At 66.3% G+C, this 19,537-nt stretch carries 24 protein-coding genes, 4 tRNA genes and 1 riboswitch; of the genes, 18 read left to right on the forward strand and 10 right to left on the reverse strand.

Annotated elements, in window-relative coordinates; genetic code table 11:
* The first annotated feature begins 7 nt into the window (after positions 1-7).
* Positions 8-736: an ABC transporter ATP-binding protein gene (locus AC5P8F_RS02775; RefSeq protein WP_032959314.1), complete on the forward strand. Its 729-nt coding sequence runs from the start codon at positions 8-10 to the stop codon at positions 734-736.
* Complete coding sequence (locus tag AC5P8F_RS02780; RefSeq protein ID WP_075075705.1) at positions 733-1,647, forward strand: efflux RND transporter periplasmic adaptor subunit; 915 nt, start codon at positions 733-735, stop codon at positions 1,645-1,647. The genes AC5P8F_RS02775 and AC5P8F_RS02780 overlap by 4 nt, the downstream gene beginning before the upstream one ends.
* A gap of 2 nt (positions 1,648-1,649) precedes the next feature.
* On the opposite strand, the gene AC5P8F_RS02785 is transcribed toward AC5P8F_RS02780, so the two are convergent.
* Entirely contained in the window at positions 1,650-2,099 is a 450-nt protein-coding gene (locus AC5P8F_RS02785) for a hypothetical protein (RefSeq protein ID WP_014646638.1), read from the reverse strand.
* Positions 2,092-2,493 carry a hypothetical protein gene (locus AC5P8F_RS02790; protein ID WP_014646639.1) on the reverse strand — a complete coding sequence of 134 codons (402 nt, stop codon included), beginning with the start codon at positions 2,491-2,493 and terminating at the stop codon, positions 2,092-2,094. The genes AC5P8F_RS02785 and AC5P8F_RS02790 overlap by 8 nt, the downstream gene beginning before the upstream one ends.
* A gap of 130 nt (positions 2,494-2,623) precedes the next feature.
* Here AC5P8F_RS02790 and AC5P8F_RS02795 point away from each other — a divergent pair.
* The 5 genes from AC5P8F_RS02795 to AC5P8F_RS02815 all read left to right on the forward strand — a co-directional run bounded on the left by AC5P8F_RS02795 (position 2,624) and on the right by AC5P8F_RS02815 (position 4,580).
* Positions 2,624-2,699, forward strand: a tRNA-Gly gene (locus AC5P8F_RS02795).
* A gap of 142 nt (positions 2,700-2,841) precedes the next feature.
* Positions 2,842-2,917 (forward strand) — tRNA-Gly (locus tag AC5P8F_RS02800).
* Positions 2,918-2,983: 66 nt separating this feature from the next.
* Positions 2,984-3,057 (forward strand) — tRNA-Cys (locus AC5P8F_RS02805).
* A 121-nt stretch (positions 3,058-3,178) separates the two neighbouring features.
* Positions 3,179-4,093 carry an ADP-ribosylglycohydrolase family protein gene (locus AC5P8F_RS02810; RefSeq protein WP_346601260.1) on the forward strand — a complete coding sequence of 305 codons (915 nt, stop codon included), beginning with the start codon at positions 3,179-3,181 and terminating at the stop codon, positions 4,091-4,093.
* A 217-nt stretch (positions 4,094-4,310) separates the two neighbouring features.
* Entirely contained in the window at positions 4,311-4,580 is a 270-nt protein-coding gene (locus tag AC5P8F_RS02815; RefSeq protein ID WP_032959304.1) for a hypothetical protein, read from the forward strand.
* 175 nt (positions 4,581-4,755) lie between these two features.
* Here AC5P8F_RS02815 and AC5P8F_RS02820 read toward each other — a convergent pair whose 3' ends face one another.
* Complete coding sequence (locus tag AC5P8F_RS02820) at positions 4,756-5,829, reverse strand: alpha/beta hydrolase family protein (protein WP_495227592.1); 1,074 nt, start codon at positions 5,827-5,829, stop codon at positions 4,756-4,758.
* A 260-nt stretch (positions 5,830-6,089) separates the two neighbouring features.
* Between AC5P8F_RS02820 and AC5P8F_RS02825 the strand changes: the two genes are divergently transcribed.
* Positions 6,090-6,608: a P-loop nucleotide/nucleoside kinase family protein gene (locus AC5P8F_RS02825; RefSeq protein ID WP_014646670.1), complete on the forward strand. Its 519-nt coding sequence runs from the start codon at positions 6,090-6,092 to the stop codon at positions 6,606-6,608.
* Between the two features lie 141 nt (positions 6,609-6,749).
* Positions 6,750-7,583, forward strand: a complete 834-nt coding sequence (locus AC5P8F_RS02830) for an AraC family transcriptional regulator (RefSeq protein WP_032959295.1) — start codon at positions 6,750-6,752, stop codon at positions 7,581-7,583.
* Between the two features lie 3 nt (positions 7,584-7,586).
* Here the strand turns inward: AC5P8F_RS02830 and crcB are convergent, their stop codons facing one another.
* Together crcB and AC5P8F_RS02840 are read right to left on the reverse strand one after the other, a co-directional pair.
* Positions 7,587-7,979 carry a fluoride efflux transporter CrcB gene (gene crcB / locus AC5P8F_RS02835; RefSeq protein ID WP_014646672.1) on the reverse strand — a complete coding sequence of 131 codons (393 nt, stop codon included), beginning with the start codon at positions 7,977-7,979 and terminating at the stop codon, positions 7,587-7,589.
* Between the two features lie 81 nt (positions 7,980-8,060).
* Positions 8,061-8,124: riboswitch (Fluoride riboswitch) on the reverse strand.
* Between the two features lie 22 nt (positions 8,125-8,146).
* Positions 8,147-8,548: a helix-turn-helix domain-containing protein gene (locus tag AC5P8F_RS02840; RefSeq protein WP_005415999.1), complete on the reverse strand. Its 402-nt coding sequence runs from the start codon at positions 8,546-8,548 to the stop codon at positions 8,147-8,149.
* A gap of 111 nt (positions 8,549-8,659) precedes the next feature.
* Between AC5P8F_RS02840 and AC5P8F_RS02845 the strand changes: the two genes are divergently transcribed.
* Both AC5P8F_RS02845 and AC5P8F_RS02850 read left to right on the forward strand, forming a co-directional pair.
* The gene (locus AC5P8F_RS02845) at positions 8,660-8,863 is read left to right on the forward strand and encodes a helix-turn-helix domain-containing protein (protein ID WP_014646673.1); all 204 of its coding nucleotides are present in this window, start codon (positions 8,660-8,662) and stop codon (positions 8,861-8,863) included.
* A 359-nt stretch (positions 8,864-9,222) separates the two neighbouring features.
* Positions 9,223-9,459 carry a hypothetical protein gene (locus AC5P8F_RS02850; RefSeq protein ID WP_005416001.1) on the forward strand — a complete coding sequence of 79 codons (237 nt, stop codon included), beginning with the start codon at positions 9,223-9,225 and terminating at the stop codon, positions 9,457-9,459.
* A gap of 9 nt (positions 9,460-9,468) precedes the next feature.
* On the opposite strand, the gene AC5P8F_RS02855 is transcribed toward AC5P8F_RS02850, so the two are convergent.
* Positions 9,469-10,524 (reverse strand): 4Fe-4S dicluster domain-containing protein, encoded by a 1,056-nt coding sequence (locus AC5P8F_RS02855; protein WP_262224839.1) that lies wholly within the window; start codon positions 10,522-10,524, stop codon positions 9,469-9,471.
* The gene (locus AC5P8F_RS02860; protein WP_164167119.1) at positions 10,521-10,808 is read right to left on the reverse strand and encodes a hypothetical protein; all 288 of its coding nucleotides are present in this window, start codon (positions 10,806-10,808) and stop codon (positions 10,521-10,523) included. Before AC5P8F_RS02860 ends, AC5P8F_RS02855 begins: the two co-directional genes overlap by 4 nt.
* A 179-nt stretch (positions 10,809-10,987) precedes the next feature.
* Between AC5P8F_RS02860 and AC5P8F_RS02865 the strand changes: the two genes are divergently transcribed.
* Both AC5P8F_RS02865 and hemN read left to right on the forward strand, forming a co-directional pair.
* Entirely contained in the window at positions 10,988-11,428 is a 441-nt protein-coding gene (locus tag AC5P8F_RS02865; RefSeq protein ID WP_041863293.1) for a group III truncated hemoglobin, read from the forward strand.
* 44 nt (positions 11,429-11,472) lie between these two features.
* Positions 11,473-12,882: an oxygen-independent coproporphyrinogen III oxidase gene (gene hemN / locus AC5P8F_RS02870; RefSeq protein WP_041864131.1), complete on the forward strand. Its 1,410-nt coding sequence runs from the start codon at positions 11,473-11,475 to the stop codon at positions 12,880-12,882.
* 21 nt (positions 12,883-12,903) lie between these two features.
* On the opposite strand, the gene AC5P8F_RS02875 is transcribed toward hemN, so the two are convergent.
* Positions 12,904-12,990 (reverse strand) — tRNA-Leu (locus AC5P8F_RS02875).
* Positions 12,991-13,121: 131 nt separating this feature from the next.
* On the opposite strand from AC5P8F_RS02875, the gene AC5P8F_RS02880 reads away from it, so the two are divergent.
* The 4 genes from AC5P8F_RS02880 (at position 13,122) to AC5P8F_RS02895 (ending at position 17,222) form a co-directional block, all read left to right on the forward strand.
* Entirely contained in the window at positions 13,122-13,556 is a 435-nt protein-coding gene (locus AC5P8F_RS02880; protein WP_014646679.1) for a BLUF domain-containing protein, read from the forward strand.
* Between the two features lie 134 nt (positions 13,557-13,690).
* Complete coding sequence (locus AC5P8F_RS02885) at positions 13,691-14,977, forward strand: nucleotide sugar dehydrogenase (protein ID WP_346601257.1); 1,287 nt, start codon at positions 13,691-13,693, stop codon at positions 14,975-14,977.
* Between the two features lie 55 nt (positions 14,978-15,032).
* The gene (locus AC5P8F_RS02890; protein WP_014646681.1) at positions 15,033-16,655 is read left to right on the forward strand and encodes an FMN-binding glutamate synthase family protein; all 1,623 of its coding nucleotides are present in this window, start codon (positions 15,033-15,035) and stop codon (positions 16,653-16,655) included.
* 105 nt (positions 16,656-16,760) lie between these two features.
* Entirely contained in the window at positions 16,761-17,222 is a 462-nt protein-coding gene (locus AC5P8F_RS02895; protein WP_032959291.1) for a GNAT family N-acetyltransferase, read from the forward strand.
* A 91-nt stretch (positions 17,223-17,313) separates the two neighbouring features.
* Here AC5P8F_RS02895 and AC5P8F_RS02900 read toward each other — a convergent pair whose 3' ends face one another.
* Together AC5P8F_RS02900 and AC5P8F_RS02905 are read right to left on the reverse strand one after the other, a co-directional pair.
* A complete protein-coding gene (locus tag AC5P8F_RS02900) occupies positions 17,314-18,561 on the reverse strand; it encodes a TIGR03862 family flavoprotein (RefSeq protein ID WP_495227593.1) in 1,248 nt (415 codons plus the stop codon).
* Positions 18,548-18,982, reverse strand: a complete 435-nt coding sequence (locus AC5P8F_RS02905) for an FKBP-type peptidyl-prolyl cis-trans isomerase (RefSeq protein ID WP_014646684.1) — start codon at positions 18,980-18,982, stop codon at positions 18,548-18,550. Before AC5P8F_RS02905 ends, AC5P8F_RS02900 begins: the two co-directional genes overlap by 14 nt.
* 70 nt (positions 18,983-19,052) lie before the next feature.
* On the opposite strand from AC5P8F_RS02905, the gene AC5P8F_RS02910 reads away from it, so the two are divergent.
* Entirely contained in the window at positions 19,053-19,418 is a 366-nt protein-coding gene (locus AC5P8F_RS02910; protein WP_053494901.1) for a DUF6164 family protein, read from the forward strand.
* Positions 19,419-19,537: the final 119 nt, after the last annotated feature.

The following is a 19,537-nucleotide window of genomic DNA, read 5'->3' on the forward strand; positions in this document are numbered from 1 at the left end:
CCGGCCGATGACCTCCAAACATGCCGTCGCCCCCACGTTGCAGGCCGACGCACTGGAAAAAGGCTTCATGTCCGGCGATGTACAGGTGCCGGTGCTGCGCGGCCTGTCGCTGGACATCTATCCGGGCGAGTTGACCCTGGTCTCGGGCCCTTCGGGGTGCGGCAAGAGCACGCTGCTGTCGCTGCTGTCCGGCCTGTCCGCGCCGGATGGCGGTCGCGTGCACGCGCTGGGCCAGGACGTGGGCCACATGACCCGCGGCGAGGTGGAGCGCTTCCGCCTGCACCATGTCGGCTTCGTGTTCCAGGGCTTCAACCTGTTCCCGGCACTGACTGCGCTGGAGCAGGTGCAGCTGCCGCTGGGCTACCGCGGCATGCGCAATCGCGAAAGCGAGCCGCTGGCGCGCAAGGCGCTGGAAGAAGTGGGCCTCAGCCACCGCAGCCACATGCGCCCGGCGCAGTTGTCCGGCGGTGAGAAGCAGCGTGTGGCCGTCGCCCGTGCCTTCGCCAAGTCGCCGACACTGATCTTCGCCGACGAACCCACCAGCGCGCTGGACGCCGAGAACGGCCAGCGCGTGATCGACATCCTGCATCGCTACGCACGTGCGCATGGCGCCACCGTGCTGTGCGTGAGCCACGATCCGCGCCTGATCCGGCATGCCGATCGGGTGATCGCCATGGAAGACGGCATGGTCCGTGATGACCGCCGCCAGAACGAAACCGTAGAGTCCGCCCCATGACCAAGACGTCGCACCTGCTTCCCCTCAGCCTGGTACTGTCCGCGGCACTGCTGCTTTGCGCCTGTTCCAGGGACGCGCCCGCCCAGGCACCTGCAGGTAAAGCCAGCACTGCCACCGCCGGCAAGGTTGCGGTGGCGCGCGGCATCATCGATGTCGAGGGTGGCCTGATCGCGCTGGCGCCGCCGGTGGATGGTTCGATCACCGCCGCGCTGGTGAAGGAGGGCGCCACGGTGAAGAAGGGGCAGCTTCTGCTGTCGCTGGACGGTGCGCTGCTGCAGCAGGAAGTGGCGATGGCCACCGCTGATCTCGCACTGGCCAATGACCGCCTGAAGGGCAGCCAGGCGCAGCTGCGCGAACTGGAGCGCAATGCCACCCGCCTGTCCACGGGTGCGAGCGAAGGCGTGTCGTCCAACCAGCAGGCCGATGCGGCCAAGCAGCAGCTGGCTGGCGTACGCGCCGATGTCGACGTGGCCGGTGCGCAGGTCGACATGGCCCAGCACAAGCTGGAACACGCCAGGCTGAAACTGCAGCAGATGTCGCTGAGCGCGCCGGAAGCCGGCACCGTGGTCAGCCAGGTGCCGGGCCTCGGCGCCTTCGTGCAGGCCGGCAAGCCGGCGATATCACTGCTGCCGGCGCGCCCGCTGCAGGTACGTGCCGAACTCAGCGCGGCCTACGCCGATGCCGTGCAGGTGGGCATGAGGGCCACCGTGGTGCCAGACAGCGATGGTGCCGAGAACGCCAGCACGCTGCCGCCCGCACGCGTGGTACGCATCAGCCCGGTGTTCGCGCAGGCTCGCCTGCCTGAAGACGCGGGGCGTGGCGTGGCCAAGGTGGTGGAGTGCGTGCTGGAGTTCGATGGCGAGGCCAAGGCGCGCTTCGGCCAGCATGTGCGGGTGGAGTTCCGGAAGTAGGCCTAGTGCTGCAACGGGGGCGCATCCGCGCGCCCTCGACGCCTGAACGCCCGCCACGCGCTCACCGCCGACACCATGCACAGCGCCAGCAGCAGGCCCACGTCCAACAGCAGCAGCCACAGCAGATGCATGCCTTGTACCGGCGGCTGATGCATCGCCGACAGCATCCACGGCACCGACCACAGCAGCAGAAGGGCGAAGGCGATCAGCAGGCGCAGCCACAGGCGTTTCAGTCTCCACGGCCGCACGATCAAGGCGGCTACCACCAGTTCGACGGTGCCCAGCAACGCGAAGACGATGACGGTGCTGGTCGGGTAGGGCAGTTCGGCGCCTTCCAGGTGGTGCAGCAGCCAGTAGTCCGGAGTGAAGCCGGCATTGACCAGTGCGGCGATCAGCGCCAGCCAGGTCAGCGCGACCAGCAGCCAGAACAGGCGGATGTAACGTCTAGGCATCGGTGGTGTCCGTGGTGTAGCGGGAGGTTGCCCGCGACGAATAGCGCAGGCTTGCGGCGATTGCGGCCAGTGCCAGCAGGCCAGGTCCAGCGGTGAAGTACACCAGGCGCAGCGGATGGTCGTGCATCAGCGTCCAGCTGGCGAACGCCAGCGGCGCCGCCAGCACCAGCAGCTTGGCGAACAATGGCCGCAACACTGCGATCAGCAGTTGGGCGCCAATGAACATCCAGAACAGATGGAACTGGGCGATGCCCAGGCCGATGTCGCGATGGGAGGTGAAGCCGAAATGGTCGCGATACCAGTTCATTCCCAGCGGAATCAGTGCCCAGTACAGCAGCGCCACCAGCAGATGCAGCAGCAGGGCGATCAACAAGGGTTTGCCGCGAAGGAACATGGGCGCATGGGGCTGGGCGGGGCAGCGTACCCCAGTGCGGACGCCCGTGACCGCATGATGTGAAGACTGTTGACGGCGTGAAGGAATTTGGACACAATAGCGCTCCTTCGACGCAGGTCGAACGGAATCTGCGGGAATAGCTCAGTTGGTAGAGCGCAACCTTGCCAAGGTTGAGGTCGCGAGTTCGAGTCTCGTTTCCCGCTCCAGATTCTACAGGGCCCCGGCAGGGGCCTTGTTTTTCTCCCGCCACGGCAAGGCGGGGCACGTTGAGCCACAAGGCTTTGCGCGCAGTCAGAAAGGTGAAATCGCTGGTGTGTTTTCCGGATTTCCGGTACCATGTCGGCTTACGCGGGAATAGCTCAGTTGGTAGAGCGCAACCTTGCCAAGGTTGAGGTCGCGAGTTCGAGTCTCGTTTCCCGCTCCATGTTCCGACAGGCCCCATCATGGGGTTTTGTCTTGTCAGGGTTCCGTTCCTGGCACGCAGTACGTTGGCCTCATGGCAGAGTGGCTATGCACCGGATTGCAAATCCGTTTACAGCGGTTCGATTCCGCTTGAGGCCTCCAATTGAAAAGCCCTGACTCCGGTCAGGGCTTTTTTGTTGGCTACGATTGCTTTCCCGCTTGCGCGATCGTTGCGCGGCCTGGCGGCCAGTCATGGCGGATCCGGTGGCGCTACACTGGTCTGATGAACCAGATTGATCACTTCCGCGGCGCCTTGCTCGGCCTCGCGTGCGGCGATGCCGTCGGTACCACGCTGGAGTTCAAGCCTCGTGGCAGCTTCACCCCGATCACCGACATGGTGGGTGGTGGGCCATTCCAGCTGCAGCCGGGGCAATGGACCGACGATACCTCCATGGCGATGTGCCTGGCCGAGAGCTTGGTGCGTTGTGACACCTTCGATGTGCACGATCAGATGAACCGCTACGCCAACTGGTACCGGCATGGGTACTGGAGTGCGACCGGCGAGTGCTTCGATATCGGTATGGCAACGCGGGCTGCGATCGACCGGTTCCTGCAGGATGGCCATCCGCTGGCGGGTAGTGACGACCCACGCAGCGCTGGCAATGGCTCGATCATGCGTTTGGCGCCGGTGGCATTGCGCTACGCCGGGACCCCCGACCTGCAGGCAATGGTCGAGCTGAGTTCGCGAACGACGCACGCTGCGCAGGAGTGCCTGGAGGCGTGCCGCTTGCTGGCGGTCGCGCTGGAGCGGGCGTTGGCAGGTGGCCCCCGTGACGCGGTGCTGGATCTCAGCAATGTCCCCGTCGAGAGCGCGCGGCTGCAGCAGATCGCGGCGGGCGGCTACCGCGGTGCCGCGCGTGAGCAGATCCGTGGCAATGGCTATGTTGTCGACAGTGTCGAAGCTGCACTCTGGTGCTTTGATCGCCACGACACCTTTGAAGCCGTCGTACTCGAGGCGGCCAATCTTGGCGAGGACGCCGACACCACGGCCGCCATCGCGGGGCAGCTGGCGGGCGCATTCCATGGTGCGCGCGGAATCCCCGGGCGGTGGTTGCAGCGGCTGGCCCTGCGTGCCGAAATCCAGGCGCTGGCCGATGCGCTGCACGCCTTGAACCAGGGCAGCGACCGCGCTGCGTGAGTCGGGTTCCCTGCCTGTGAACTGCGCCGGCAGGACGCTCCCTGCCGTCGCCATTTCCGACGCCGCGAGGGAACCCGTGCGGCAGCTCGCATGCCGCGGCCGCCAGTCTCAGCCGGCCACGACATGGAAAGGCGCTATGGTCGGGTTCCACGTCTCAGGGAGCCGCAATGTCGAGCAAGGACATCACGCGTCGCTTCAGCCACGGAGCGAAACGGAAATGAGCAAAGTCATGGCAGATGTGCGTTGGCTGACCTTTCGGTTGAAGAACGGGCAATCCATCGGGCCGGAGCGGCTGAAGGACGGATGGGTGATTGCCTCGGAAACCGCCCGCTGCGAGGTCCGCCGCGAGCATATCGAGGGATCGGGCCTGGTGTATGCGCTGTATGCGCCGGCCAGCCTGGCCTCACCGCGGCGCGCGGAAATGCGCATGCGCGAATTCCTGATGAGCTCGGGCTACACCTTCACGATGGGCACGCTGGGCGGCTGACTGGGCCCGTCATGGTCGCGCTCGCACGGTCAGCGCCTGGCCCTGCATGCCGATCGGGCGGCGTGCATCGTGCAGCACCATGCTGGTCAGGCCGAGGCCTTGGCGGCTGAACAAGACACGCCACCCCAGCAGCCCCTTCCGGCACGGTGGTGATGCGTTGCGGCACGCGATGGACTCAGCGTTGCACTGCTTTCAAGGCGTCGACCACCTGTGCCCCAGAAAAACCACAGTGTCCTTCGCCCACCGGCGGCAACACGCGTGGCAGCGGGCGTGCGCCAGCCCGTACGGCCAATTGCGGATACACCGTCTGCATGTGCGGCACGATGGTCGGGTCGTTGTGGTTGAACTGGATCACCAGCGGTCGCTTCAGTGCGCCGGTCATTGCCAGCGTGTCGCGGACATGCGCCTGTGCCGCAGGCACGGGATCGATGCGCTGAGCGCCGGCATTGAACGCGGCGTCGTCACCGAATCCGCTGTACACCACCCCCAGGTTGCCGACCGGCATGCCGCCGCTGCGCGTGGCCAGTTCGTGCAGCACCAGTGCGTGCAGGCTGATGGCGCCGGCCAGTGCATCAGGGGACACCTGCAGCCGCCGTGCCAGCACTGCGGCGTGCGACGGATCACGTTGCAGTGCATTGGCGATGCCCTGGTACAACTCGCCCTGCGGCAGCGCCGCCGCTTCGCGCGATAGCAGGCCGGTGGGCGGCAACCCATCAGCCTGGGGGAACAAGTAATCGAACGCGACCAGCGTGGTCAGCAGATCGGTCGCGATCTGTTCGCCACTGAGATTGGCGCCGCACAGCGATACACCGCCGGTGTAGTGCTGCGGGAAGCGTTCGAGGCTTCCGATGGTCACGGCACCGCCCATCGAGAATCCCAGCATCCAGGTGTGGCGGACATGCTTGAGTTCACCCACTGCCTGCTGGCGCAGGCGTTCCATGTCGGTGATCGCATCGGCCACCGCCCAGCCCTGGCTGGCATAGGCGCTCTGCGCGACGGCGTAACCTGCTGCCAGCAGTGGTGCGGTGCTGTCATTGGCCGCCATGGGGGCGGTGCGCGGCACGCCGACCGGTTCATAGCCATGGGCCAGCATTACCAGGTCGCCGTTCCAGTCGGCAGGCACATCCAGCCGCCATGGTGCGCCCTGCCGCTCGCCGCTGAGCGTACGCGCTGCTGGCGGCGGTGCAGCCAGCGATGTCATCCAGGGCAGCAGGCAGAGGGCAAGTGCGCATCGAAGCAAGGGTCGCATCGGGGTCATTCCATGCGGGAATGGCGCCGAGCATAGATCCCTGCACCACCTTGCGCGCGCTGCACTGCCGCAGGGCATTGCCGGTTGGCGGTGCCGCGCTTTACGCTGGCGGCATGGCCCTGCACAGCATCGCGTCGATTATCCGCATTCCCCACGGGAAGGCGGGGTAGCGCGCGGTCATCACGGCCAAGCAACCTGCCCGGGAAGGCGGGTTGCATGCAGCGCTCTCCCGGGTAATGAATCCACCAAGGAGAATGCAGATGCACGACCTTTCATCGAACGACGCTGCGCCGACCCTGCACCTGGTGTGCGGCAAGATCGGTGCCGGCAAATCCACCCTGTCGCAGCAGTTGGCGTTGAAGCCGCGCCACGTATTGATCAGCGAAGACACGTGGCTGGCGGCGCTGTATCCGGGCGAAATCCATTCCATTGCCGACTATCTGCAGCGTGCAGCCACGTTGCGCAATGTGCTGGCCGATCATCTGCGCGCATTGCTGCAGGCCGGTGTTTCGGTGGTGCTCGATTTCCCATTCAATACGCCAGCCAGCCGCGCGTGGGCACGTGAAGTGTTCTCGCCGGTTGGCGCTGCACATCAACTGCATTTCCTCGACATTGCCGATGAGGTCTGCAAGGCGCGGCTGCGCGCGCGCAATGCTCTCGGCGAACATCCGTTCCAGGCCAGCGACGAGGAGTTCGAACGTATCACCCGCCACTTCGTTGCACCGGCCGCGGAAGAGCGCTTCGTGGTGATGCGCTATACCGAGGCAGGCCCGGCGTAGCGCAGCACCAGGCGGCCGTCGTCATGCTGGCGCAGCTGCATGAATTCGAGACGGATCACTCAGCCAGTGCCGCCCCCTCAACCGCCGAATCCGATACGATCTGTCGCATTGAGTTCGTCTCGCTTGATCCGGAGTCCCGTCATGGTCGACCGTCTCGCAATTCTGCTGGAACGTTTTTCGGTCACCGCCTCGGTGTTCCATGCCGGCGCGCTGTGCGGCATCAACACGCTGGACGGCGAGGATGAAGCCGGGCAGTTGCACCTGGTGCGACGTGGCCCGCTGCAGGTCAGCCACGGCCAGCAGACCGTGCAGGTCGAGGTGCCGAGCCTGCTGCTGTACCCGCGGCCGATGCCGCATCGGTTCAGCACCGATCCGCAGCACGGCGCCGACATGGCCTGCGCCAACCTGCATTTCGAGGGTGGACGGCTCAACCCGATCAGCGCCGCATTGCCCGATTTCATCTGCCTGCCGCTGGCCGATCTGTACGGCGGCAACGCAGCGCTGGAACTGCTGTTCGAGGAAGCCTTCGAGCAGCGCTGCGGGCGTGCGGCGATGGTCAACCGGCTGTTCGAGGTGGTGATGATCCAGGTGCTGCGGCAGCTGATGGAAGGGGGCGAAATGCGTGGTGGCCTGTTTGCCGGGCTGGGGCATCCGCGGCTGCGGCTGGCGCTGGTGGCGATGCATGAAGCGCCCGCACAGTCCTGGACCCTGGAAGACCTGGCCGAGGTCGCCGGCATGTCACGCAGCGTGTTTGCTGCCAGTTTCCGTGAGGCGATGGGCACCACGCCCGGTCAATACCTGCAGGGCTGGCGGGTGGGCCTGGCGCAGCAGGCACTGCGCCAGGGCAGACCGCTCAAGCGGATTGCCGACGATGTGGGGTACGGCAGCGAAGCCGCGCTGTCGCGCGCATTCAAGGCGCACACCGGGCAGTCGCCGCGCGAGTGGCGCGGGCAGGCCCGCGCCGGCGCGGCCTGAGTCTCAGCCCAGCACCAGCCGGGCCAGTTTCATGCCACCGAACAGGCCGACCAGGCCCAGTGCCACCGAACCGCCGGCGTACAACGCTGCCAGGCCGTGCTGGCCGCGCTGCAGCAGCACGCCGATTTCCAGCGCATAGGTGGAGAACGTGGTGTAGCCGCCGAGAACGCCGGTGGCCAGCAGCAGGCGCAGCTGCGGCGAGGCGCCATTGCGCAGGGCGAAGGCTTCGACCAGCACGCCCATCAGCAGCGCGCCGCTGATGTTGATCAGGAAGGTCGACCATGGCCACGGGCTGCCGACTGCCACCCGCGTACCGATCAGGTTGCAGGCATGGCGAAGGCAGGCGCCGAGCCCGCCGCCGATGAAGACCAGCAAGTAGTTGTTCAATGCGTGCATCACGTGCCTCGGGTACGGGTTCGCTGATTCGATGGCGAACGCCGAGGGCAGGCACGGCCTGCCATCGACGAACGCCGGTTCGTCCTGGCAGGAGCCATCAGCCCTTTCAGGCGGTTATCGGGGGAGCCCCATCCCCATCGGCGACCATGCTACCAGCGGTAGTGCATTCACGTCATCGAGGTCGTCAGCACCCGGATGACCTTGCTGCGGCTGAAGCCGTCCATCAGCAGTTCGAAGGCCAGCAGGTCCAGGGCCGCGTGGCGGCGGTGGTCGATCTCCAGGCCCTTCTCTTCCACCAGGTGGCTGACCAGTTCGTAGGCGTCCTGCCAGACATCCAGGTGGGCCTGGCTGGGGATATAGGTATTGCCCCGCTCACCGACGCCAAGCCCGCTCACGCCATACAGCAGTTCACGCGCATCCAGCTTGGCCGCATCGGCGATGCGGAACAGCTGTTCGGCCTTCACATGGGCGGGGCTGACGTGGTCGTTGAGCCAGTTGCTGATGGTTGCCGTCGTCGAATCGGCGGCGCGGGCCAGATCGGCCGGGCGAGGGTGCCCGGCTTTCTTCATGGCAATGGCGAGTCGTTGGCCGAGAGTATTCATCTATGCAAGCCAGCTTAACGCGTGGATCGCAAAGATCCCTTGTTCCAAGAATAAGTCTGGTTAACAGAAGGACCGACCGTGACCGAATTCTGGAGCAAGGGGCAGGTGCGCACCCGGCTGGGTTTCCGCACCGATGCCGAACTGGCGCGCTTCTTTGGCATAAGCCGATCTGCAGTGTCGCAATGGCCCAAGGATTTCCCGATTCCTGCGTTACGCCAATACATCCTGCATCAGCGCTATCCCAACCTGTTCCCGGCAACTGAAGCCACGCAGGGCGAATAAGCCTCAACTGCGCCGCCTTTTGTCGCATATAGCACTCTAAGTGCCATTTGCTAAGTATGCTTAGCAACATAGGAAACTTCGATGGAACGGGGTCGGGCTATCGATGAGGCCTACCAGGGCAGAGGCTGGAGGAATCGGGTAGGTTGTCGGCTCCGGCCCATCCGGGAAGCCTGTCATCCCGTATGTGGTTTCGTGAACGATTAATAATTTCGATCACGAAAGTCGCTGCATGTAATTGACCTGTCGTGAAATCTATGACTAATTGGCATCAACCGGGCGTGAAGCCCGGGAGTCTTTCAGTAGCTCGCAAGTGAGTCGGTAGACCGTCAACGATGCAGAACAAGTCCAACGGAGGTCGTATGGAATACGGCATGCATGGCTTGGCTGAACGGGTACGCCGCGAACTGGAAGCCAGTTATCACAAACACGGATGCGGTCCGGCGTTCTGGGATACCTACCAGCAGGTGCTGGACCGCCTGGTCCCGCAGGGGACCGAGCGTACCGAAGTCACCAATGAAATGGCGCTGATCATCGAACAGCTCGGCATCGTCCGACGTGCGCAGCTGGTGCCGCCGCACGCCAACGGGCCGCGTTGACCCGTTGATTCAAAGCAGGCGCCAGGCGCCACAGGCCAACAGCGCCAGCAGCATTGACAGCAGTGCCAGGGTCCGCGGTCGCCACCATTGCCGCGGTTGCCCGGCCATGGCCTGCGGACTGCAGTAGCGCACCAGCCCCGGGCCGAAACCGGCCTGGTGCTGCTGCCGCGAGCAGGCGTCCAGGCAGGCGCCGCAGGCCAGGCAATCGGCCTGCGGTCCCTGGCGGATGTCCAGCTGCATCGGGCAGGCGCTGACACACGCGGCGCAGTCGGTGCAGTCGCCCAGGCGATCGGCGCTGAAGGTGGGCATCGGTCCGGCCAGCAGCGGATGTGCGGCGCGGAACACGTAGTCCTGTGCGGTGGTCGGGTCGAGCAGGCCGCGTCCGCGTCCGAGCACGCCCCCCATGCCCGGAGGGCGCATGCCGCGCGGTTCGCCGCGGCGCGCGTCGTACAGCATGCGTGGTGTATGTGGATCGATCAGCAGTGGTTGCATGCGCGCGAACGGGCACAGCGAACGGCACACCTGCTCGCGCAGGAAGCCGGCATTGCCCCAGGTGGCGGCGGCATAGAACAGCACCCAGAATGTTTCCCAGCCGCTCCAGCCGGCATGCGGAGCGGCGGCCAGCAGTCCGGCGATCGGGCTGAACAGGCCGACGAAGGTGATGCCAGTCCACAGCGACAGCAACCCCCAGGCGACCTGGGTGGCCGCGCGCACGGCTGGCACTGGCAAGACCTTGGCCATGCCGTGCGCGATCCAGTCGAAGGCACGACGCCACAGCGTCTGCGGGCAGGCATGACCGCACCAGATGCGGCCGGCGAGGTGGGTGAGCAGCGCAAGGCCCACCGCCAGCACCGCCAGCAACCCGATCAGCACGCCGACATCGCCGGGCCACAACGTCCAGCCGAACAGGTCGAAGCGCCGTGCGTTGATGTCCAGCAGCAGGGCCTGGTGTCCATTCCAGCGCAGCCATGGCAGGGCATAGAACAGAATCAGCAAGAGCGCGCTGAGCGCGCCGCGCCAACGCCAGAGGCGTGGGGTTCCGGTTCCGGTACAGGGCGTACTCATCCCAGCGGCAGCTCGTCGTCGTCATCGCTCGGCAGGGGCCGCTGCAGGTACCAGGTGACCGCGCTGGAAAGTGCGGTCACCGACCAGAACATGAAGAATCCTGCCGTATAGCCCAGTTCACGGCTGATCGCCGTGCCCGGGAAGCTGATCGCCTGCAACCGCAGCGGGTCGACGAAGGCGAAGAACACCACGCTGGCCAGGCCGGCAGCGATGAAGCTGGGCCAGAGGATGGCGCCCCAGTGCTGGATCAGCCGCTGGCGGCGGCTGGGAGAGGGTCTGTTCATGCTGTCCCGGATCGGAATGAGGGCGGCGCGTATACTCCGCCGAGGCCGGCGCAGCATCCGCAGGGCATGCTTCCTGCAATCGTGGCAGCCTAGGTGCAGCGGACTGCGCCGACATTGATCTGGATCAACGGCGGTGCCGGCCGGCTGCGGCACACTGCCGGCACGCTTTGGGTACCCCGATGAACGCAATACCGCCACCTGTCCTGCCCGTCGCCTCGCCCGGGCTGTGCACCGAGCAGGAAGTGACCCGCCTGGTCCACGACTTCTATGCGCGCGTGCGCGAGGAAGAGCGGTTGGGGCCGGTGTTCCAGGCGCATGTCCACGACTGGCCGGAACATCTGGCGCAGCTGGTCGATTTCTGGTCGGCGATGCTGCGCGGCACGCGCCGCTTCAAGGGCTCGCCGATGTCCAAGCACATGGCCATCGAGCTGGACAAGGACTTGTTCGATCGCTGGCTGGTGCTGTTCCGGATCACCACCGCCGAGTGCGGCAACCCGCCGATGCAGGAGCTGGCCAACGACGTCGCCGCGCGCATCGGTGACACCTTCTGGAAGCGCTACCAGATGCTGCGCTGGCCGCAGGTGGGCCTGCCGGTGCTGGGAATCCCCACCCGCGATTGATCTGGGTCAAGGCGGTCATGGCCGTCCGGCGCGATGCTGGCGGCATGGACACGTTCTCTCCCGCCGCCGGTGGCCTGGCCTGGACCTTCGACCCCGACCTGCTGCGCCGGCATGACCGGCCGGGGCCGCGCTACACCTCGTATCCGACCGCGCCGCACTTCCACGATGGCTTCGACGCGCCGGCGCTGCGCCAGGCGATCGCCGACAGCAACCAGCTGGCGCGCGCGCTGTCGCTGTACGTGCATGTGCCGTTCTGCTCCAGCCCCTGCTTCTACTGCGGCTGCAACCGGGTGATCACCCGCGACCGCGGTCGGGGCCACAGCTACGTCGCGCGCGTGCTGGCCGAGGCCGACCTGCTGGCGCCGCAGTTCGAGGACGGCCGTGAGGTCATCCAGCTGCATCTGGGCGGTGGTACGCCGAACTTCCTCGAGGCCGAGGCGATGACCACGCTGGTGGAGGGGCTGCGCCGGCGCTTCGATTTCAGCGATTCGCCGCAGCGCGATTTCTCGATCGAACTCGATCCGCGCTTCATCGATACCCGCGATGTCGCCATGCTGGCGCGGCTGGGCTTCAACCGGGCCAGCCTGGGCGTGCAGGATTTCGATCCGCATGTGCAGGAATCGATCAACCGCATACAGGGCGTGCAGCAGACGCTGGACATCCTGCATGCCTGCCGCGACAGCGGCATGCGCTCTGTCAACGTCGACCTGATCTATGGGCTGCCTGGACAGAGCCTGCAGGGATTCGGCCGCACCCTGGAACGAGTGCTGGCATTGCGACCGGATCGCCTGGCGGTGTATGGCTACGCACACCTGCCACACCTGTTCCGCGCGCAGAAGCAGATCGACGAGCGCCGGTTGCCTTCACCGGAAGACAAGCTGGCGCTGCTGGGCCTGGCGGTGGAGAAGCTTTCTGCTGCGGGTTACCAGTACATCGGCATGGATCACTTCGCGCTGCCGGAAGAGGACCTGTCGCGCGCGCAGCGTGCCGGCCAGCTGCATCGCAACTTCATGGGCTATACCACCCACGCCGATACCGACCTGCTCGGCCTGGGCGTGAGTGCGATCAGTCATATCGGTGCCACCTACAGCCAGAATCCGCGCGACCTGCCGTCGTGGGAGGACGCGGTGGACCAGGGCCAGCTGCCGGTCTGGCGCGGCGTGGCACTGAGCGCCGACGACCAGCTGCGCGCTGAACTCATCCAGCAGCTGATGTGCCAGGGCGAGGTGGACGGTGCCGTGCTGGGCCAGCGCCATGGCGTCGATTTCGAGCAGTACTTCGCCGAGGACCTGCGTTCGGTGCAGCGGTTGCAGGAAGACGGCCTGGCCGAATACCGCGACGGTGTAGTGCGCGCCAGCGAGCCGGGTCGGCCGCTGCTGCGGCTGCTGGCGATGTGTTTCGACCCCTACCTGCGCGCGGCGCATGAACAGCCGCGTTACTCGCGTGCAATCTAAGGTGTACTCGCGCAGCGCGGTTGGTGCCCGGAGCCGGAATCGAACCGGCATGGGGTTGCCCCCGGCGGATTTTAAGTCCGATGCGTCTACCAGTTTCGCCATCCGGGCCTGCAGCGCGGCGCCGATTGTAGCCCAGCTGCAGAATCGCAGCCGGATTGCCGTGGGGCGGCAGCGTGTTTAACTGTCGCTCCCATTCATGTCATAGTCCCAACCATCGTTCCCAGGGGGGGAGCCGCACGATGTCGCTGCACGCGATTGCCTATGCCAGTGAGGCCCGCGCCGATCTGCAGACAACCGATCTTGACCGCCTGCTGGCCGATGCCACGGCATTCAACCGTGTAGCCGGTGTCACCGGTGTGCTGATGTTCGATGGCAGCCGTTTCCTGCAGTACCTGGAAGGCCCGGAGGACGGTATCGATTCGGTGTACCAGCGCATCGTCAATGCGCGCAGCCATGGCCAGCTAAAGGTGCTGTGCCGCGCGCCGGTGGCGCAGCGGGCGTTTCCGCGCTGGTCGATGGGAACCCGGCGCATTGATGCGGAGCTGCTGGCACAGATCGTTGAATCGGCGTGGCCGGGCTTCCTGCTTGGCAGCGGTGGCTTCGAGCGCCTGCGGCAGGCCTGGACCGGCGCCGATGGCGAACTGGAACCGGCCGCGGTCGCACTGGGCTCCTGATCCCATCTTGGCGGGCAGGCGCCCGGGCCGTTACGCTGTTGCCTTTCTGGCGTGGAATTACACGGAGTGGTGCAGCGAATGAGCAGGTCGGCCGAATCCATGGCGGCATGCATGCCGTTGCGCGGGACATGCCAGTGAGCGCGTCCCTTGCGGCAGCGGAGACCCCGCGTTTTGCGGTGATCGGCCTGGGCTACGTCGGCCTGCCGTTGGCGGTGGCCTTCGGTCGGCACTGGCCGACGCTGGGCTTCGACATCGATGCCGATCGCATCGCCGAGCTGCGCGATGGCCAGGACCATACGCTGGAGGTGGAGGCCGACGAGCTGGCCAGTGCTCGGCAGCTGCAGTACGGCAGCGATCCGGCCTTGCTTGATGCATGCAACGTCTACATCGTCACCGTGCCGACGCCGATCGATGCCTATGAGCAGCCCGATCTGGAGCCGTTGCGTTCGGCGACGCGGCTGATCGCCAGCCATCTGCGCGCGGGTGACCTGGTGATCTACGAATCCACGGTGTACCCCGGCACCACTGAAGAAGTCTGCGTGCCGCTGCTGGAAGAAGGCTCGGGCCTGCGCTTCAACGAAGACTTCTACTGCGGCTACAGCCCGGAGCGGGTCAGTCCCGGTGACCGCCAGCGGCGCCTGGCCGACATCCGCAAGATCACCTCGGGGTCGACAGCGGAAGTGGCTGCGGTGATCGATGGCCTGTACCAGCGCATCATTGCCGCCGGCACGTTCCCCGCGCCATCGATGCGCGTGGCCGAGGCGGCCAAGGTGGTCGAGAACATCCAGCGCGATGTGAACATCGCGCTGGTCAATGAGTTGGCGCTGATCTTCGACAGGCTGGGCATCGATACCCAGGATGTGCTCGATGCCGCCGGCAGCAAGTGGAACTTCCTGCCATTCCGGCCGGGCCTGGTCGGCGGCCATTGCATCGGCGTGGACCCGTATTACCTGCTGCACAAGTCCGAGAGCGTGGGCTACCACCCGGACCTGATCCACACCGCGCGGCAGGTCAACAACCGCGTCGGTGAGCATGTGGCGTCGCGGGTGCTGGCGATGCTGGCCGAACGCGGCCGCGAACCAGTGCAGTCGCGCATCCTGGTGCTCGGTGTGACCTTCAAGGAGGATTGCCCGGACCTGCGCAACAGCCGCGCGCTGGAGCTGGCGCAGCGCCTGCGTGATGCCGGCGCTCAGGTCGAGGTCAGTGATCCCTGGGTCGGCCCGGCGGCATTGGCCGCTGAGGGCGTGCAGTGGCTGGCCGAACCCGTGGCAGGGGCCTATGACGCGGTGGTGCTGGCGGTTGCCCATGCCCGCTTCAAGGCGATGGACGAGGCGGGTATCCGGTCGCTGCTGGCGCCGGGCGGCCTGGTCTACGACGTCAAATCGGCCTGGCCACGCAACGTGGTTGACGATCGCCTGTAAACCCGGGCGGCGGGCAGCACGGTAGACTCGCAGGCAGTTGCAACCAAGGAACGCCATGCACCGGTATATCGTCTACCTGCTCGCCATCCTGATGTTCCCCATCTGCCTGTGGTTGGCCACGATCTGGCCGGCCTGGTACTGGGGCGTCGGCCTGACCGCCGCGATGGTGGCTCTGGGGACCTGGGACCTGCTGCAGAAGCGCAGCACGCTGCGCCGCAACTATCCGGTGATGGCGCACTTCCGCTACGGCCTGGAATCGATCGGTCCGGAAATCCGCCAGTACTTCGTGCAGAGCGACCTGGAGGACGTGCCGTTCTCGCGCCAGCAGCGTGCACTGATCTACCAGCGGGCCAAGAACGAGATGGACACGGTGCCGTTCGGCACCCTGCGCAGCACCTACGCGGTGGATTACGAGTGGATCAACCACTCGCTGGCGCCGACCGCCATCGCCAAGCACGATTTCCGCGTGCTGATCGGCGCCAATTGTGCAAAGCCGTATTCGGCGAGCGTGTTCAATATTTCGGCGATGAGCTTCGGCTCGCTGTCGGCCAACGCGATCCGCGCACTGAACGAAGGCGCGCGGCGCGGTGGCTTCTACCACGACACCGGTGAAGGTTCGATTTCGCCGTACCACCGCGAGATGGGCGGCGATCTGGTGTGGGAGATCGGCTCGGGCTACTTCGGTTGCCGTGACGAAAAGGGCGGTTTCAGTGAAGAGCGCTTCGTCGCCAACGCCACCCATGATCAGGTCAGGATGATCGAGATCAAGCTGTCGCAGGGCGCCAAGCCCGGTCATGGCGGCGTGCTGCCGGCGCCAAAGGTGACCGCTGAGATCTCGGTCACCCGTGGCGTGCCGATGGGCGTGGACTGCGTATCGCCGTCGCGTCACTCGGCGTTCTCGACGCCGGTCGAACTGCTGCAGTTCGTCGCCCGTCTGCGCGAACTGTCCGGCGGCAAGCCGGTCGGTTTCAAGCTGGCCATCGGCCACCCGTGGGAGTGGTTCGGCATTGCCAAGGCGATGCAGGAAACCGGCCTGCTGCCGGACTTCATCGTGGTCGACGGTGCCGAAGGCGGTACTGGCGCAGCACCGGCGGAGTTCGTCGACCATGTCGGCGTGCCGATGCACGAAGCACTGCTGCTGGTGCACAACACGCTGGTCGGCCTGGACCTTCGCGAGCGGATCCGCATCGGCGCGGCGGGCAAGATCACCAGCGCCTTCGACATCGCGCGCACCATCGCGCTGGGTGCCGACTGGTGCAATGCCGGCCGTGGCTTCATGTTCGCGCTGGGCTGCATCCAGTCGCTGAGCTGCCACACCGACAAGTGCCCGACCGGCATTGCCACCCAGGACCGGGCGCGCTGGAAGCACCTGGATGCACCGGACAAGGCCACCCGCGTGTACAGCTACCACGAGCACACGCTGCACGCCCTGAAGGAGCTGTTGTGTGCGGCCGGCCTGAACGATCCGGCCGAACTGGGGCCGGAGCACATCCTGCGTCGTGTTTCGCCTGTCGAGATCCGCTCGCTGGCGTCGCTGTACCGCTACCTGGAACCGGGCGAGCTGCTGCACAAGGTGCCGGATCATGCGGTGTTCCATGCATTCTGGGCCGATGCACGCAGCGATTCGTTCCAGCCGCCGCCGAAGATCCAGGCGCTGCGCGCCAGCAAGTCGCGATAATGTGTTGCTGTAGAGCCGAGCCCATGCTCGGCTGCTTCTCTCATCGCGATGTTGGAACGAAGAACAGCCGAGCCGAGCATGGGCTCGGCCCTACAGGGGGATGTCATGCGGTTCAGGACCGGCACCATCGACGATGTCGCCATGCTGTGGGCACTGCGCACGCGTTGCGTTCGCGAGACGTGCAGCAGCCACTACCCGGCGGAGGTGATCGATCCGTGGTCTGCTTCGCCGCCGCCGTCGCAGTACGCACGGCTGCTGGGGCAGGGAGGCTGCGTGGTGGCCGAGGACGGGCAGGGTGTCCTGCTCGGGTTCGGCGTGTTTGATACCGACGCCAATGAAGTCGATGCGCTGTTCGTCGATCCGGATCGTGGCGGCACGGGCATCGGCCAGGCGCTGATGCAGCGTCTGCTGGCGATGGCCGATCGTGAGCGTGAGGTGGTGCTGTCAGCCTCGCTCAATGCGGTGCCGTTCTACCAACGGCAGGGATTCATTGCCGTGCGGGAGGAAGCCTACCCGCATCCCAGCGGCGTGGCGCTGGCCTCGGTCAGCATGCGCAGACCATGGTGAGCGCCGGGGATTGCAGAGTCGAGCCATGCTCGACTGCTTCATCGCCTGAATCAAAGGCCGTCGAGCATGGCTCGACTCCACAATGCGGGCGTCACCGCCCAGCCAGCCACCCGATCACGCCCTCGGCGGCGCGCAGGCCACTGGCATAGCACGCCGTCAGCAGGTAGCCCCCCGTGGGGGCCTCCCAGTCCAGCATCTCGCCGGCACAGAATACGCCGGGTGCTGCCCGCAGCATCAGGCCATCATCCAGCGCATCCCGGCGCACGCCGCCGGCAGTGCTGATCACCTCGGCCATCGGCCGTGGACGCAGAAGGCGCAACGGCAGGCGCTTGAGCGTGGTAGCCACGGCAGGCAGGTCGTGGCCCGCATCCTTGCCAAGGATCTCGAACACCAGGGTGGCCTTCACCGCATCCAGGCCGGCCTGGCGGCGCAGATGCTCACCAAAACTGCGACCCTTGCGCGGCCGCGAAAGATCGGCCAGCAGGCGTGCTTCATCGCGTCCCGGTACCAGGTCCAGCCACAGCATGGCATGGCCATCACGGTTGATGGTCTCGCGCAGGTCTGCGGCCAGCGCGTAGATCAGGCTGCCTTCGATGCCGTACTCGCTGGCTACGCATTCGCCCTGCAGCGACTGCGGTTGTCCGGCCAGGTCGAGCCAGTGCGCGACCACCGGCTTCAACGGTGCGCCTGCATTGCGCTGGGCGAAGAACGGCGTCCAGTCGATGTCGAAGCCGCAGTTGGCCGATTGCAGCGGCGCAATGTCCACGCCTCGTGCCTGCAAGGGGGCGACCCAGGCGCCATCACTGCCCAGCTGCGGCCAGCTGCCGCCACCCATCGCCAACACGCTGGCATCGGCGTGGACATCGATCTCGCCGGCTTCGGTGGCGAAGCGCAGCGCGCCGTCGTTGCCCCAGCCGATCCAGCGGTGGTTGGCATGCAGGCGCACGCCCTGTTCCTTCAGTCTGCGCACCCAGCCGCGCAGCAGCGGCGCAGCCTTGCGGTCGACCGGAAACACGCGGCCGGAGCTGCCCACATAGGTCTCCACGCCAAGGCCGGCAGCCCAGTCGCGCAATGCCTGCGCATCGAAGCCATCCAGCCAGCGGCCCACGGCCGTGGATTGCTCGCGGTAGCGGCTGTCGAACAGCGGCCGCGGATCGGAATGGGTGAGGTTGAGACCGCCCTTGCCGGCGATCAGGAACTTGCGGCCGGGTGAGCCCTTGGCCTCGTACAGGTCCACGTCCAGCCCCGCGGCGCGCAGGCGCTCGGCGGCGAACAGGCCGGCCGGGCCACCGCCGATGACGGCGACCCGATGGGGCAATGCGGTATTACGGCTTGACATCGAGCAGCTCGACATCGAACACCAGCGACGAACCGGCCGGAATCGGCCCGACCCGGCGGTCGCCGTAGCCGTAATCCGGCGGGATCATCAGCGTGCGCTTGCCGCCGACCTTCATGCCGGCTACGCCCTCATCCCAGCCGCGGATGACCTGGCCGGCGCCGAGCGCGAAGGTGAACGGCTGGCCGTGCTTGAAGGAGCTGTCGAAGGTCTTGCCGTGCTTGGTTTCGGTGCGGTTGTCGTAGATCCAGCCGGTGTAGTGCACGGTGACCTTGCTGCCGGGAACGGCTTCGGTGCCGGTGCCAGCGACGGTATCGATGCGCTCGAAGGTGGTCAGGGTGCCGCCTGGCGGCGGACCGGAGGGCTCGCTCGAGCAGCCAGCGGCGGCGAGGGACAGCAGCAGGGGAAGCAGCAGGCGGCGCATCGGGCGTCTCCAGAAGGGCGCAGGGCGAGGGCGGCAAGGGTAGCGCATCGGCGCCGGGTATCATGGCGGCATGGCAAAACTCCTGCTCAATCTGCGCAATGTCGGCGACGACGAATATGCCGATGTCTGCACGCTGCTCGACCAGCACGGCATCGCCTGGTACCGCACCGAACCCAGCCCCTGGGGCATTTCCAACGGTGGCCTGTGGCTGCGCGAGGACGCCGATCATCCGCGCGCGAAGGCGCTGATGGCCGGGTACCAGGCGGCGCGCGGTGCGCGCGTGCGGGCCGAGCGTGAGCAGGCGTTGCGGGATGGCACGGCGGAGACCTTTGGCAGCCTGTTCCGGCGGCGGCCGGTGTTCGTGGTGCTGGTGCTGCTGGGCATGGCCGCTGCGGCGGCGCTGGTGCTGCTGCCGTTCATGCTGTTGCGGGGGTAGGGGGCGCGGCCGGGTTGCACCCGGCACCCGCGGTAGTGCCGGCCGCTGGCCGGCAACAGCAACAGCAACAGCAACGGCAGGCAATCCGTTGCGGGCAGGGCGGTGTCGGCAGGCGGGAC

This window comes from Stenotrophomonas sp. YJH_SMC_69, from assembly GCF_059370495.1.